Source organism: Rhizobium sp. RU33A (assembly GCF_900156055.1).
Lineage (GTDB): Bacteria > Pseudomonadota > Alphaproteobacteria > Rhizobiales > Rhizobiaceae > Allorhizobium.
Genome location: NZ_FTMQ01000001.1, coordinates 972,104 through 986,589, shown reverse-complemented (window position 1 = coordinate 986,589; position 14,486 = coordinate 972,104). Strand labels below are relative to the sequence as shown.

General features: G+C 61.3%; 16 protein-coding genes. 5 read left to right on the top strand and 11 right to left on the bottom strand.

Features of this window, described 5'->3' with window-relative positions; genetic code table 11:
* Positions 1-2: 2 nt before the first annotated feature.
* Positions 3-902, top strand: coding sequence for a 4-(cytidine 5'-diphospho)-2-C-methyl-D-erythritol kinase (locus BW978_RS04765; protein ID WP_076392661.1), 900 nt, complete (start codon positions 3-5; stop codon positions 900-902).
* Entirely contained in the window at positions 899-1,447 is a 549-nt protein-coding gene (gene moaB, locus BW978_RS04760) for a molybdenum cofactor biosynthesis protein B (protein ID WP_076392659.1), read from the top strand. Before BW978_RS04765 ends, moaB begins: the two co-directional genes overlap by 4 nt.
* Here the strand turns inward: moaB and BW978_RS04755 are convergent, their stop codons facing one another.
* Positions 1,448-1,969, bottom strand: coding sequence for a glycosyltransferase family protein (locus tag BW978_RS04755; RefSeq protein WP_076392657.1), 522 nt, complete (start codon positions 1,967-1,969; stop codon positions 1,448-1,450).
* Between the two features lie 130 nt (positions 1,970-2,099).
* On the opposite strand from BW978_RS04755, the gene BW978_RS04750 reads away from it, so the two are divergent.
* Positions 2,100-3,257 (top strand): PA0069 family radical SAM protein, encoded by a 1,158-nt coding sequence (locus BW978_RS04750; RefSeq protein ID WP_076392655.1) that lies wholly within the window; start codon positions 2,100-2,102, stop codon positions 3,255-3,257.
* A gap of 141 nt (positions 3,258-3,398) precedes the next feature.
* Positions 3,399-4,076 (top strand): ribonuclease HII, encoded by a 678-nt coding sequence (locus BW978_RS04745; protein WP_076392653.1) that lies wholly within the window; start codon positions 3,399-3,401, stop codon positions 4,074-4,076.
* A 172-nt stretch (positions 4,077-4,248) separates the two neighbouring features.
* On the opposite strand, the gene BW978_RS04740 is transcribed toward BW978_RS04745, so the two are convergent.
* The 5 genes from BW978_RS04740 to BW978_RS04720 all read right to left on the bottom strand — a co-directional run bounded on the left by BW978_RS04740 (position 4,249) and on the right by BW978_RS04720 (position 6,875).
* Positions 4,249-4,728 carry a F0F1 ATP synthase subunit B gene (locus BW978_RS04740; protein WP_076392651.1) on the bottom strand — a complete coding sequence of 160 codons (480 nt, stop codon included), beginning with the start codon at positions 4,726-4,728 and terminating at the stop codon, positions 4,249-4,251.
* 5 nt (positions 4,729-4,733) lie between these two features.
* Positions 4,734-5,324, bottom strand: a complete 591-nt coding sequence (locus tag BW978_RS04735; RefSeq protein WP_076392649.1) for a F0F1 ATP synthase subunit B — start codon at positions 5,322-5,324, stop codon at positions 4,734-4,736.
* An 81-nt stretch (positions 5,325-5,405) separates the two neighbouring features.
* On the bottom strand, positions 5,406-5,633 hold the full coding sequence (locus tag BW978_RS04730) for a F0F1 ATP synthase subunit C (RefSeq protein ID WP_006726635.1): 228 nt from the start codon (positions 5,631-5,633) through the stop codon (positions 5,406-5,408).
* A 72-nt stretch (positions 5,634-5,705) separates the two neighbouring features.
* Positions 5,706-6,455, bottom strand: coding sequence for a F0F1 ATP synthase subunit A (locus BW978_RS04725; protein WP_076393216.1), 750 nt, complete (start codon positions 6,453-6,455; stop codon positions 5,706-5,708).
* Between the two features lie 57 nt (positions 6,456-6,512).
* A complete protein-coding gene (locus BW978_RS04720) occupies positions 6,513-6,875 on the bottom strand; it encodes an AtpZ/AtpI family protein (protein ID WP_076392647.1) in 363 nt (120 codons plus the stop codon).
* A gap of 384 nt (positions 6,876-7,259) precedes the next feature.
* Between BW978_RS04720 and BW978_RS04715 the strand changes: the two genes are divergently transcribed.
* On the top strand, positions 7,260-7,454 hold the full coding sequence (locus tag BW978_RS04715) for a hypothetical protein (RefSeq protein WP_076392645.1): 195 nt from the start codon (positions 7,260-7,262) through the stop codon (positions 7,452-7,454).
* A 7-nt stretch (positions 7,455-7,461) separates the two neighbouring features.
* Here the strand turns inward: BW978_RS04715 and BW978_RS04710 are convergent, their stop codons facing one another.
* The 5 genes from BW978_RS04710 to BW978_RS04690 form a co-directional block, all read right to left on the bottom strand.
* Positions 7,462-8,637, bottom strand: coding sequence for a cell wall hydrolase (locus BW978_RS04710; RefSeq protein ID WP_076392643.1), 1,176 nt, complete (start codon positions 8,635-8,637; stop codon positions 7,462-7,464).
* Between the two features lie 192 nt (positions 8,638-8,829).
* The gene (locus BW978_RS04705; protein WP_076392641.1) at positions 8,830-10,731 is read right to left on the bottom strand and encodes a potassium transporter Kup; all 1,902 of its coding nucleotides are present in this window, start codon (positions 10,729-10,731) and stop codon (positions 8,830-8,832) included.
* A 15-nt stretch (positions 10,732-10,746) separates the two neighbouring features.
* Positions 10,747-11,724, bottom strand: a complete 978-nt coding sequence (locus BW978_RS04700) for a magnesium transporter CorA family protein (RefSeq protein WP_076392639.1) — start codon at positions 11,722-11,724, stop codon at positions 10,747-10,749.
* 155 nt (positions 11,725-11,879) lie between these two features.
* Complete coding sequence (gene apbC / locus BW978_RS04695) at positions 11,880-13,034, bottom strand: iron-sulfur cluster carrier protein ApbC (protein ID WP_076392637.1); 1,155 nt, start codon at positions 13,032-13,034, stop codon at positions 11,880-11,882.
* Between the two features lie 346 nt (positions 13,035-13,380).
* Positions 13,381-14,118 (bottom strand): helix-turn-helix transcriptional regulator, encoded by a 738-nt coding sequence (locus BW978_RS04690; RefSeq protein ID WP_076392635.1) that lies wholly within the window; start codon positions 14,116-14,118, stop codon positions 13,381-13,383.
* Positions 14,119-14,486 lie beyond the last annotated feature (368 nt).

Here is a 14,486-nt window from a genome sequence, read left to right as displayed (position 1 = left end):
GCATGACAGACATTGCAGAGCGCCGGCCGGAGCGGATCGTCGAGACGGCTCCGGCCAAGATCAATCTTGCTTTGCACGTCACAGGTCGGCGGGACGACGGCTATCATCTTCTCGACAGTCTCGTGACCTTTGCCGAGGACGGCGACGAACTCACCTTCGAGACGGCAGACACAGACAGTTTCCGTGTCGTCGGGCGTTTTGGGGCCGAGCTTTCAGCCGAGGACAATCTGGTTCTGAAGGCCCGTGATCTGCTTCGGGCCACCCTCGACGAATGCGGCCAGCCACATGGCGCCGTTTCCATTCTTCTCGACAAGAGCCTGCCGATCGCGTCGGGGATCGGCGGTGGCTCGGCAGATGCGGCAGCGACGCTGCGGGGTCTGCTCAAGCTTTGGAAGGCGGAACTGCCGGCGGAGACGCTGCAGCAGATCGCAGTGCAGCTCGGCGCCGATGTGCCGATGTGCCTTGCCTCGACGCCGTTGCGCGCGCGTGGGATAGGCGAGGAAATCGAGAAGGCAGATATGCCCTCTCTGCCGCTGGTCCTCGTTAATCCGCTCAAGCCCGTTTCCACGCCGGAGATCTTTCGCAGCCTTCGGCGCCGCGACAATCCACCGATCGGCGAGGTAGGCTCGGCCTCCAACGCGGTCGACTGGATGCAGTCGCTTTCAGCCCTGCGCAACGACCTTCAGCCGCCGGCCGAAGCGCTGGTGCCGGAGATTGCCGAGGCCTGCGACCTCTTGCGGCAGAGCCTTGCCGGTTACGTGCGCATGTCCGGCTCGGGCGCCACCTGTTTCGGGCTGTACGAGACTGAGGCTGCGGCGATGAAGGCGGCTCTGGCGCTTTCGGCCTATCGGCCGAACTGGTATGTGCTCCTCACACGCACCGTTCCGGGAGAGAGCCGATGAGCCGTATCGACGAGAGTCGCCCCTTCATTCCCGTTGGCATTGCGGTGCTCACCGTTTCCGACACCCGCAGCCTTTCCGACGATAAATCGGGCGATACGCTCGTCGCGCGCATCGAAGAGGCCGGTCACCGGCTTGTTGCCCGGGCGATCGTCAAGGACGACAAGACGGCGATCCGGGATCAGGTCGAGAGCTGGACGAAGACGCCCGAGATCGATGTCGTCATCACCACCGGGGGCACGGGCTTTACCGGGCGCGACGTGACGCCTGAGGCACTGGAGCCGCTGTTCGAAAAGCGCATGGACGGCTTCTCGGAGGTCTTTCACCGCATCTCCTACGACAAGATCGGCACATCGACGATCCAGTCCCGCGCGACGGGGGGCGTCGCCAATGCCACCTTCATCTTCGTCCTGCCCGGCTCTCCTGGCGCCTGCAAGGATGCCTGGGACGGGATCATCAGGCTGCAGCTCGACTACCGCCACATGCCCTGCAATTTCGTGGAAATCATGCCCAGGCTCGACGAGCACCTGAAGCGCAGCCAGGGCTGATCAGCGGCGCGCCTCGCGGGCGACCCAGGACGGAATGATCTCGGAGGCGAGCCGACGTGGCTTATGGCCGCGCGCCAGCTGCAACAGCTCCCTGCCCTCGCCTGCAAGACCCTGTGCCTGACGCTTCGGGATGAGCAGGCCATTCTCAAGCAGTGGCGTCGAGCGGGTCAGCCGGCGATAGAAAGGCAACCGATAAAGCCGCGATTCGGAGAAACGGGCAGGCGCCTTGTTCAGCGCGACATATTCCGCGACCTCGTCCACCCAGCCCTGGCCGAGCCGCGCGCCAGGTTCGATCAGCAGCAGCCATTCACCCCGCGCAGAAGCCAGTACGTCCTTCATGTCCCATTGCTGATAAAAGCGGCAGCCGGCGGCGTCGGCAACGACGGCCGAGCCATCGGTCGAGCCGTGGTCAAGCACGATGACATCGCTGACCAGGCCTTCGACAGCACCGGCCACCAGCACGGACAAGGTCTGTGCGAGCTCGGGTTCCTGGTTGTGGCATTCCATGATCACTGTCAGCATTGCCTATATCTATCGCATTGCACAAAGTTTTGCCACAGACAGTTTCTGAAGTTTGTTCTTGCATTGTTCTCTTTTTTCGCTTAGGAATAAAGTCATTGAGCGAGGCTGGTTAGCCCGCGAGGAGCCAAACATGACCGAGCTGTCTCTTGTGAGCCAGGCTGCCTTTCAGCCCGGCAATACGGCAGATATTGCCGATGCACTGATGAATGCGTCCGGCATGCGGATCGAGATCGATCGGCGGCGCGGACGCGCGGCTGGGATCAATCCGGCCGGCCGATTCGAGAGCCAGGAGCGCGTCGCCTTCGATGACGGCTGGCATACGCTCGAGGACATGCCGCCCTTCAGGACCGAAGTCCAGGTCGAGAAGCCGCGCACGGTCATCACCCGCAACGATTCACCCGACATTCCCTTCGACCGCTCGATCAACCCCTATCGGGGCTGCGAGCATGGCTGCATCTACTGCTTTGCCCGGCCGACCCACAGCTATATGGGTCTGTCGGCAGGCCTCGACTTCGAGGCGAAGCTGTTTGCCAAGCCGGATGCGCCGCGCCTGCTGGAACGAGAACTGTCGAAGCCGGGCTACAAGGTGAAGCCGATCGCCATCGGCACCAATACCGATCCCTATCAGCCGATCGAACGGGAATGGCGGATCATGCGACAGATCCTGGAAGTCCTGGACAAGGCGAACCATCCGGTTGTGATCGTGACGAAGTCGGCGCTCATCCTGCGCGATATCGACATCCTGACGTCGATGGCCGAGCGCGGACTGGTGAAAGTCGGCATCTCGGTGACGACGCTGGATCGCAAGCTCGCACGAACCATGGAGCCTCGCGCGTCGACACCGGCCAGGCGGCTGGAGGCGATCAGGACCCTATCGGAGGCAGGCGTTCCCGTGGCCGTGATGGTGGCGCCGGTGATTCCTGCCCTGAACGACCACGAGATCGAACGGATCCTAGACAGCGGCAAGGCCGCAGGGGCGACGGAGGCAAGTTATGTGCTGCTCCGTCTGCCGCTGGAAGTGAGCCCCTTGTTTCGCGACTGGCTGCTGCAGCATTACCCGGATCGCTATCGGCACGTGATGTCGCTGGTGCGTTCGATGCGCGACGGCAAGGATTACGATGCCGAATTCGGCAAGCGGATGAAGGGTGCCGGTCCCTATGCCTGGCAGATCAGCCGTCGCTTCGAGATGGCGACCAAGCGGCTCGGCCTGATGCGCCGCAGCCTGCATCTCAGGGAAGACCTGTTTATCTCGCCCGATAGCGACGGAGTGCAGCTGTCGCTGCTCTGAGTAGAGTTTGTTTTCGTATTCCGGTGCTGTTGTCCGCCGCCTCGCACCGGATGTAGTCCCTGGTAAGCCGCCCCTGTCGCCATGATCGCGATCGGGACCGGGGACTTGCAGGAGGTCGGGTGCGCGTGCGATTTCTGCCGCATGAAACGACGCACGCCACCCGATTCTCCTGACCTCTTTCCCGACATGCCGCTTGTCCCGGATTTCTCACTTGAGAGCCGCGCCAAGCGTCAGGGCCTTTGGCCTGTGGCCGGGACCGACGAGGCCGGCCGCGGGCCTCTGGCGGGCCCGGTGGTCGCCGCAGCCGTGATCCTCGATCCAGAGCGGATCCCCGACGGGCTTAACGATTCCAAGAAGCTTTCCGCCGCCCAGCGCGAGGTGCTCTATGAGCATATCCTGGCCGAAGCGACCGTTTCGATCGCTTCCTCCTCGCCCAAACGCATCGATCTCATCGACATCCGCAAGGCGAGCCTTGATGCCATGCGCCGGGCCGTGGCCGGCCTCGATCAGGAGGCCCGGCATGTGCTCGCCGACGGACGCGACGTGCCGCTCGACCTTTTGTGCTCGGGTGAAGCGGTGGTCAAGGGCGACGCCCGATCTGTCTCGATCGCTGCCGCCTCGATCGTCGCAAAGGTCATGCGGGACCGGATGATGGTGAGAGTTGGCCTCGTCTATCCCGACTACGGCTTTGAGGTCCATGCGGGCTACGGCACGGACCGCCACCGCAGCGCGATCGTGACCCACGGCCCCTGCCCCTTGCACCGGATGAGTTTCCGACCGCTGAAGATCACCGCCACGCCAGCGGACGCAGACCTCTAGTCCTCACATCTGCGCGCACCTGGAACCGTAAGCTGGCGTGCACGCCACAGAGTACCGACGACCGTGCTTCGCGCTTTATCCATCTCGGCAGGCTACACGCGGACATGAAAACGCCCCGAGCGCAAACCGATCGGGGCGTCAGAATCAAGACGATGTCAGCGGTTCGCCCGCCTCAGTTGAGGCGCGACTTCACTTCACCGATGGAAGCCTTGAACAGCGTCTGCTGCACGGCTTCGTCGGACTTCTTCGCCAGAACCTTTTCGGCAGCGGCAATCGCCAGGTCGACAGCTGCGGCGCGAACGGCGTTCACGGCTTCAGTCTCGGCCTGCTTGATCTTCTGCTCAGAAAGCGCGTTGCGGCGAGCAACGAACTCTTCGGTCTTCTGCTTGGCTTCCGCGGTCAGGGCCGCGGCCTCGCGCTCGGCGGCGGCCACGATGGCTGCAGCCTCGGCTTCGGCTTCCTTACGCTTGCGCTGGTATTCGGCCAGCAGGTGCTGGGCCTCTTCACGCAGGCGCTTGGCTTCGGCCAGTTCGTCACGGATCTTGTCCGCGCGCTCGTCCAGTGCCTTGCCCATCATGCCCGGTACCTTCAGGTAGGCGAGCAGGACGAAGAAGAGAACGAGGGCAACGAGTGCGAAAAATGAAGCGTCCATGATGCTTACGCTCCCTGCTTGGCGACGCCGGAGACGGCGGCCTTGATGTCGGCTGCGGTCGACTTGGCGCCGATCAGTTCTTCGACGATCGTACCGACGGTGTCGATGGCGATGGTGTCGACTTCAGCAAAAGCGCGAGCCTTGATGTCGGCGATGCGGCTTTCGGCAGCGGCGATCTTGGCGGACAGTTCCGTCTCGATCGCGGCACGCTCTGCATCGGCCTTGGCCTTGGATGCATCACGAGCGGTAGAAGCGATCTGGCCGGCTTTCGCCTTGGCCGCGGTCAGCTCGCGCTCGTAGGTTTCGATGGCGGCATCGGCTTCGGACTTCAGACGAGCAGCCTCGTCGAGATCCTGAGCGATGCGGTCGTGGCGGTTCTCGAGAATGCCGCCGACGCGCGGAACGATGACCTTCTGCATGAGCATGTAGAACACGCTGAACGTGATCACCAGCCACAGAAGCTGCGACGGATAGGTCGAAAAATCGAACGGCGGGAACACGCCGCCGCCATGAGCCTCGTCGTGGGCCACGCCGGTCTCTGTGTGAAGCTGGCCTTCTGCCGGGGTTTCCTGGGCAAAGGCGGGGGTCACAAACATGCTCACCTCCAGGTGTATGCTCAAATGCGCGAGATCACGGCTGCCTTGTCGGCGCGCCGTGATCTCAAACTCCAGCCGTTATTAGACGGCGAACAGGAGAAGGAGAGCGATGAGCAGCGAGAAGATGCCCAGAGCTTCCGTAACGGCGAAGCCGAATACCAGACGGCCGAACTGGCTGTCAGCGGCAGACGGGTTGCGCAGTGCGCCGGTCAGGTAGTCACCGAAGATACGGCCGAGAGCGAGGGACGTACCAGCCATGCCGAGGCATGCGAGACCCGCGCCGATGTACTTTGCTGCTTCCGCTTCCATATGGATACTCCTTCGAATGGGTTGTTGCGGCTGTTTTTGACACCCGGGAAACCGGGGCCAGCGACATTATTCTCAGTGACCACCATGCACGGCGTCGTTCAGGTACATGCAAGTCAGTACCGCAAAGACGTAAGCCTGCAGGAAGGCAACGAGAAATTCGAGACCGGTCATGGCGACCGTCATGATGAGGGGCAGAATGGAGCCTGCGACGCCGACGGCACCGGCAGCACTCATCGACACGACGAAGCCTGCAAAGACCTTGAGCGTGATGTGACCGGCCAGCATGTTGGCGAAGAGACGAACCGAAAGGCTGATCGGGCGCGACAGGAAGGACACGACCTCAATCGTGGATACCAGCGGCAGGAGTGCCACCGGCACGCCAGACGGCGCAAAGATCGAGAGGAAGTGCAGCCCGTGCTTGTAGAAGCCGTAGATCAGAACCGTCAGGATCACGAACATCGACAGAGCGAAAGTGACAATGATCTGGCTGGTGATCGTAAAGAAGTAAGGGAACATGCCGAGCAGGTTTGCCGTCAGGACGAACATGAACAGCGAGAAAACCATCGGGAAGAAATGCATGCCCTTGGAGCCGGCGCCTTCGCGCAGCATGGAGGCAATGAACTCGTAGGCCATTTCGGCGACCGACTGCATGCGCGTCGGGATCAGCCCGCGATTGGCGGTCGAGAAGTAGAGGAAGCCCGAGGCAGCGGCGACCGTTGCCACCATGAACAGGGAAGCGTTGGTGAACGAAAAATCAATCCCGCCGATTTCGATCGGTACAATCGGCTTCACAAGGAACTGGGAAGTGGGATCGTTTGCCACGTTCTGCTCTTTCGCTTTCGCCGCCGAAGCGGTCATTCTCGTTTTGGGGCCGGCGCGTTAGCGACCGTTACCCTTGTCGTCCAAGTCCAGTCTGCGATCCGCTGGATGTGGCGATGCCACGATCCCGACGACGCGCATGACGTTCAACACGCCGGCGCAGAAACCGATGAGAAGCATGACGATCATGCCCCATGGCCCCGTGCCCACAAAGTAGTCGAAAAGATAACCCAGGATGGCACCAACAATGATGGCGGAGATGAATTCGCTCGAGATCTTCATTGCCATACCATACCCCTTGCGGGTCTGGTCGGCATTGATCTCGGCTCGCTCGTCGTCCTTGACCTTGGCGTCCCGCTCAGCGAGTTCCGTGGTCAGCCGTCTGCGGCGCTCTTCCAGATCTTCTTCCCGGTGGTCCGTCATGGCTTTCTCCGACCGTCGCCTGTCTCAAGCGCCGTTTATGCGCCCGAATTGAATGCAGAAACGGCGAGATAGAAACCCTTCTGGCCCGCTTTGAAGTCGGCCGCACCATAATTTTGAGCCCCTGCATAGTCAAGGCGTCACAGCACCAAGTTTCACCACAAATTAACCTCGAAAAATCATAGACTTAAGTCCAAGATGCAGAATCGTCGCAGATGACGGACGACAAATCCGGTCAATCCGTCGCAAGCATGGACCAGAATCTGCCACATTCACGGAGACGTGTGGCTCGCGTCATCGCTGGCCTCGTGCAGGCCGCGGCAAGCAGATTGCCGAACGCGGACAGACATGGGAGGCTCGAGGGAGAAGTCCTGCCCGGGGGATGAAATGACGCGCTTCTTTGTCCGCATCCTGATCAGCGTCATCCTCGGCTGGATGATCGGCGTGCAGGCGGCATTCGCCTTCGGCCCGGAGGGCAACCTGACGCCGATGCTTACCATCTTCGTCGCGGTGCCACTCACTTATGCTGCATCGTTCCTCATCGTACCGCTGCTGTCGAATTGGCTCGACCAGCTGCGCTGAAGGATTTTCAGCTCCAGCCGCCGCCATAGGTGCGGTAGAAGATGTGCTTGCCGATCTTGTCGACGCGCTTCATCGTCGGCCCCCAGGCCGGGCTGACATAGGTCGCGTGGTAATGGGTGGCAGAGCCGACATCCTTGAACCAGATCTTGCCGGCGGTGACGGCCATGGCGATTTCCTTAGCAATCTTCCAGTGGCGCGGCGACGCGACGATGTCGGGGATACGATCGCAGGCGAAGGAGAACTGGCAACGGTTGCGCCAGTTTTCGTTCTGATAGACCACGCCGCAAATCGTATCGGGATAATGCGGATTGCGCACGCGGTTGAGGATGACCTGGGCGACGGCGGCCTGACCCTTCACCGATTCGCCCCGGGCTTCAAAGTAGATGCCTTCCGCCAGGCACTTCTGCTCCTTGTCGGAGAAGACGGCTGCCGGCAGCGGCGTCGCGGCCCAGGCGTGATCCTTCGGGTCGATATCGGGGATGAAACGACCCTGGTCTTCCTGCTGGTCGGTCAGGATGCTGTCGAAGGGCGAGACACTCGCATAGTCCGGGGCCGGCGGCGCATAGGCGGTCGCCAGCACATCAGGCACGGAATTGGTCACAAGATCAGCAATCATCGGCGACAGGGAGGGATCGGCGGTCGGCTTTTCGCGCTTGAAATAGAAGCTTGCGAGCTCGACGGGCTTGGTCTTGTCTTCTTCGCGGGCAAAGACGGATGGCGCTCCAAGCTCCGGATCCATGAGCGAGCTCGTCCGCTGCAGGATCGATCCGGCCGAGAAGGCGCGCGGCGGCAGCATGGGCTCGACGGCCATCACCCGGCCCTTCTTCTGGTCGCGGGTGACGCGCATTTCGTCCGGCAACGAATCAGGGTCCGCCTTGCCGCCGTCGAAGGCAATGCGGCGGCCGTCGGGCAGGATCAGGCCAGCACCACCGGATAGCGCTTCGGACGCCTCCCCTTCAGAGAAGGCAAGATTGGCTTCGTGGATCGAGCCGGCCGGCGTTGATGTCATCACCATGCGCCAGTTGCTGGCGCCACGGTCGAGACCCGTCAGAAGGCCCGCCATATCGGCCTGTGCGGCAACGGAGGGAAAAATCAGCCAGGACGCGAGGCCGAAGACCAGGGGAGAGGTCCAGTTCTCCAGTCGGGAGAGGACCTTCTTCGAAGGACGAAACTTGGGACGCAAGGCCACACTCCAACACACGCTGACACGGGTCCGATGCTTCGAACCCAAACAGGATTACATTAGAGGAATATCTCTCGTTAACCTTGATGCTTGGTTAATGCGCGATCACAGCTTCGGGAGCATTGCGGCAAAAACGAGCGGACCGCCGAGCACGCCGACGGTCCTGAAGCTCACGGAGGGACGTTGGGCCGGTCAGATGATGACGTGAGATCCGAGTTCGATCACCCGATTGGCCGGCAGGCGGAAATAGTCGGACGGGTCTGCTGCGGCTTCCGCAAGCGCGATGTAGAGCCGGTCCTGCCAGTGGGGCATGCCCATGCCCTGACCGGCGACCAGCTTGCGACGGCCGAGATAGAAGGAGGTCGACATGATGTCGAACTTCAATCCGCCCCGGCGCAGGCTCGCCAGCGTCTTGGAGACGTTTTGCGTTTCCATGAAACCGAAGCGGATCTCGACGCGCGAGAAGCGTTCCGACAATTCCTCGACCGCAAACCGATGCTCCTCAGCAATGCGAGGGCGTCCCAGCGTGCGGATGGTCAGGATGATGTTGCGCTCATGAATGACGTGGTTGTGCTTCAGATTGTGCATCAAGGCGGCCGGCGCGCGAGTCGGGTCGCTGGTCAGGAAGATTGCCGTGCCGGTCACGCAAGTCGGACCGTGTTCGCCCTTCTTCTCGATCATGGCGATGAAGGCTTCGAGCGGGACATCGTCGCGGCGGGTCTTCTGGAAGAGGATCGCCGTGCCGCGACGCCAGGTCCACATGACCACCGTGAAGGCTGCGGCGAAGAGCACGGGTATGTAGCCGCCATCATGGATCTTCAAAAGGTTCGCGCCGAGGAAGACGAGCTCAAGCAGGAGCAGCGGGGTCAGGACGGCCGCGGCCAGCGCCAGGCTCCAGTTCCATTTCTTGCGGACGAATTCGAACGCCATGATGGTCGTCACCACCATGGCGCCGGTCACAGAGATTCCGTAGGCGGTGGCCAGCGCCTCCGAGCTTCCAAAGAGCAGAACCAGCGAGAGAACGCCGATGAGCAGAAGCGTGTTCACCGAGGGAAGATAGATCTGGCCGCTCTGGGTTTCTGACGTGAACAGGATCTGCATGCGCGGCAGGAAGCCGAGGTGGATCGCCTGGCGAACCAGCGAAAACGCACCCGTGATCACCGCCTGGCTGGCAATGATGGTGGCGAAGGTGGCGAGGATCACGATCGGCAACAGCGCCCAGGATGGAAACATCAGGAAGAAGGGATCCGAGGCCGTGGAGGGATCGCTGAGGACCAGCGCCCCCTGCCCCAGATAATTCAGCACCAGTGCCGGAAAGACCAGCGCGAACCAGGCGATCTGGATCGGCTTGCGGCCGAAATGGCCAAGGTCGGCATAGAGCGCTTCCGCACCCGTGACCGTCAGGAAGACGGCGCCAAGGACAACAATGCCGAGGAAGCCTTCGTGCAGCAGGAAGCTTGCCGCATACCATGGATTGAAGGCGGCAAAGATGCCGACGTCATCGAAGATATGGATGATGCCGCCAGCTGCCATGACGATGAACCAGAGCGCCGTGATCGGCCCGAAGAAGCGGGCGACGGCCCCCGTTCCGCGTGACTGGACCGCAAAGAGGCCGATCAGGATCGCAAGCGAGATCGGCACGATGTAATCGGACATATCGGGCGCGACCAGCTTCAAGCCCTCGACGGCCGACAAGACCGAGAGCGCCGGCGTGATCATGGAATCGCCGAGGAAGAGTGCGGCGCCAATCAGGCCCAGCACCATCAGGACCGGGCCGTGACCGTTTGCCGACTTCGAGAGCAGCGCCAGAAGCGACAGGGTGCCGCCTTCGCCGTCATTGTCGGCACGCAGCAGGAAGAGGACATATTTGAGCGTCACGATGATCGTCAGCGACCAGATCATCAGCGAGATAAGCCCGATGATTTCGACGCGGGTGATACCGTCGACACCGATCGGCTTCAGGGCCTCGCGGAAGGCATAAAGCGGGCTGGTGCCGATGTCGCCGTAGACGACACCAACAGAACCGAGCGCGAGAAGAAAAAGACTGCGTGCATCTTTCGGACCAGCCGTGGGCTGGTGATCGATTTGTTGCATGGGATACCAAGCTCTTTAGAGCCAGCCTTTCCAACGGAAAAACAAGAAGGGGATGATGGCGGAGAGCAGCATGGCGAAAAGCGCCATGGGGTATCCGAAGTTCCAGCCGAGTTCCGGCATGAATTGAAAGTTCATGCCGTAGATCGACGCGACAAGGGTCGGCGGCAGGAAGACCACCGAGGCGATCGAGAAGATCTTGATGATGGCATTCTGCTCAACATTGATGAGGCCGAGCGAGGCATCGAGCATGAAGGTTATGTTGTTGGCGACGAAAGCCGCGTGCTCGCCAAGGGATTGAAGGTCGCGGACAACCAGGCCGCAGAGTTCGGCGGCATCTTCCTCCCGGCGCACCGCCGGCTGCGACTGCAGGAATAAAACCAGGCGAGACAAGGAGACGAGGCTGTCACGCACCTTCCCAACAAGCTGATGATGGCTGGCGATATCGAGTAGCTTGTCTTCCAGGAAGCGCGGCGGACGACGCTTGGCGGCCTTTCGATTGACAAAGACCGTGATCGAGAGCGCATCTAGGCGTGCGGCCAGTGTTTCCAGGATCTCGGCGGTCCGGTCGACTATCGTCTCCAAGAGATGGCCGAGAAGTTTCGCGCCGGTGTCGCACTGTCCGTTCAGGCGTAGGAGGCTCGCACTGAAGAGTTCGAAGGCCTTGGGCTCGGCATAGCGGATGGTGATCAGGCGCCCGCGATGGAGAATGAAGGCGACGTCGGTGAGCAGTGGATAGGTGGAATCGGCTCTGTAGAGCAGCGAGGCGGTCATGTAGATCGCATCGTGCTCGACATAGAGCCGGCTGGACGGTTCGATGTCCTTCAGCTCATCCGGTGTCGGCAACGGGATGCCGATCCGGCTCTCGACGAAGTGTTCCTCGTCGCGGCTCGGCTTGATCAAGTCGATCCAGATGATGTCATCGGATATATTGCTGGCTTGAGGCTCGATGCCGATGATTTCGGCACTTCCGTCTCGTCGATAGGCCCTGATCAAGGACTGGTCACCTTCATGGCACGCCGCGCAGTTTGGATCCGGAACCAATCATAGTCCCGGATGGAGCGCCAAAGCAATTGTTGCAGCACAGCAATGCAGCCGACGCACGCCTCAACGGAGCGAAGCAATGGCCGGTCGAGGCCGAGGCTCAGCGATTACTCGAAAACGATCGCCGGCGCTGCGCGACCCGATCGAGCCTTGACCTGTTCCCAGGCCTTGGTCGCGATGTCACGGTAGATCTTCGCCTGCGGCCCGTCCGGTTCGCTCACCACGACCGGAGTTCCCGCATCCGAGGTCTCGCGGATCGAGATGGTGAGCGGCACTTCGCCGAGGAAGGGTACACCGATCTTCTCGGCCTCGGCCCTCGCGCCACCATGACCGAAGATATCGTAGCGGTTTCCGGTGTCGGGCGCGATGAAATAGCTCATGTTCTCGACGATGCCGAGAACAGGCACCTCGACCTTGTTGAACATGTTCAAGCCCTTGCGCGCGTCGATGAGGGCGAGGTCCTGCGGGGTGGAGACAATGACCGCTCCCGACAGCGGCACCTGCTGGGCCATGGTCAGTTGCGCATCGCCGGTGCCCGGCGGCATGTCGACGACCAGCACGTCGAGATCGCCCCAGGCGACTTCGCGCAGCATCTGCATCAGTGCCGACTGGACCATCGGGCCGCGCCAGATCATCGCGGTTCCCTCATCGACGAGGAAGCCCATCGACATGACCTTGATGCCGTAATTCTCCATCGGCACGATGATGCGGTTCTCAATCTGCTGCGGGCGCCCGGTAATGCCGAGAAGGCGCGGCATGGAAGGACCGTAGACATCGGCGTCGAGAATGCCGACACGCAGGCCGTTCGCCTTCATCGCCAGGGCCAGGTTGACGGCCGTGGTCGATTTGCCGACGCCACCCTTGCCGGAGGCGACCGCGATGATGGCGTCGATCCCGGGGACGCCGGCCTTTGTCCGCTGCGGTCCGCTCTGCGCCGGGCCATGACTGTGGCCGTGGCTGTGGGCAGGTGCTGCAGGCTGCGGGCGCGGCGGCGCCGGGGTGGAGCCCTGCTTGCGCTCGGCCGTCAGACTGACGACCGCACCGTTCACACCGGGCAGCGCCTTCACCGTCCGCTCGGCAGCCTGCCGCAGTGGCTCCAGTTCCTGGGCGCGCTCGGCCGGCACATTGATGGAGAAATAGACCTTACCGTCGGAGATGAAGACATCCGAGACCATGCCGAGATCGACGATGTTGCCATCGAGATCCGGTCCGCGGATCCCCTTCAGTGCCTCAATCACCCGATCACGCGACAGTTCGGCCATTTCAATCTTCTTTCCGCTTATGTCTCTTACGTCTCGGAAATCAGATAATGGAGCACGAGACAATCGCCAACAGCAAATACGGCTCGGGGCTGCGACCTTTGTGGCAGAAACAGACAAGCCGCCTGCGGAGAGCACCCCCCCGCGGCGGCTTGTCAGGCTGCACCCTTTGACGGGTGTCGTGCAACGTCCCCTCTGGACTGACACTAGCAATGCAGAAAGCGTGCCAAACTCGAAACGGCGGGAAATCAGGCTCCAGGGCGCACTGCGGCCGCCACCACATCAAGTTTGTGCCGGGAAACTAGGCTGACATGATGCGTGGCGCACAAAAATGCACCAGCGTTTACATTTACTTGATCAAGCCAAGCCTGAGTGCCTTGGCGACGGCCTGGGTGCGGTTGACCGCATCCAGCTTCTTCGTCGCGCGGTTCAGGTAGTGATTGATCGTGTGCTCGGAGAGCGTCAGGATTTCCGCGATCTCGACGCTGGTCTTGCCGGCCGCCGTCCAGTTGAGGCAGTCGAGCTCCCGTTCGGTCAGCATGTCGCTGTTGCGGCTGTCCATCTCGCGGATTTCCGCAAGGCGGTTGAAGACATGCGTCGCGATATAGGCGAGTTCCATCATCTCGATCGTGCTGAAGGGATCGCGGTCGCCAATGAAGGAGACGGCACCTCGCGCACCCGTAGCATCATGGACGGGAAAATAGGATCCGCGGCTCATTCGGAAGCGGGTAAACAGCGCCTTCGAGACCTCACCGGATCGGGGATCGCGCTGCAGGGCCACGTCATCGATGTCGAAACGCAAGGGGATCGACGAGCGGCGCAGATGGGCCAGCACGGGGCTGCCAGACAACAGGGAAATCTGATCGAACTCGGTCAAGAGATCGGATGGCCAATTGGTGATGATCGAACTGCTGCTAAGTTCCTGCGCCGTGGCACCCGGCATATTCAGCACCATGAAGGCACGGGCGCCGTAAAGCTCCGTCACCCGCTTCATGAAGCGGAATACATCAAACTGTGTCTTGAAACCCTTGACGTCAGTGATCAGACCTTCGACCCGCTCTGCCGCTGTCATGTCCTGGTTCGTCATCACACACCCGTCCATACCGGGTCACCGGTCGTGATTATCGAGGAGATTGTCCAAGACGTATACGTCAACTGCTACAACACCTGTCATTGGCTGCAGATCGAAGGCGTGGCGAAACCTGGCTTGAGCCGATCCGTTGACCTCGCCTGCTCCCATGTCGGAGACCTTGCGATAAGAATGCTCGAAGGACACCCAGAGGCGATATCAATACCGAATCTGTTCCTTTGGGTTGCCGGAGCATAGACTTGTAAAGCGCCGAGGGTCCAGATACCCCATAAATTTTACCGTAAACCTCTGTTTGCGACCTCCGTCGCACGGCAGAGATAGACGAAATCGACAAGGAGGAAAAGCGTGATCGCAACAGAGAGCTT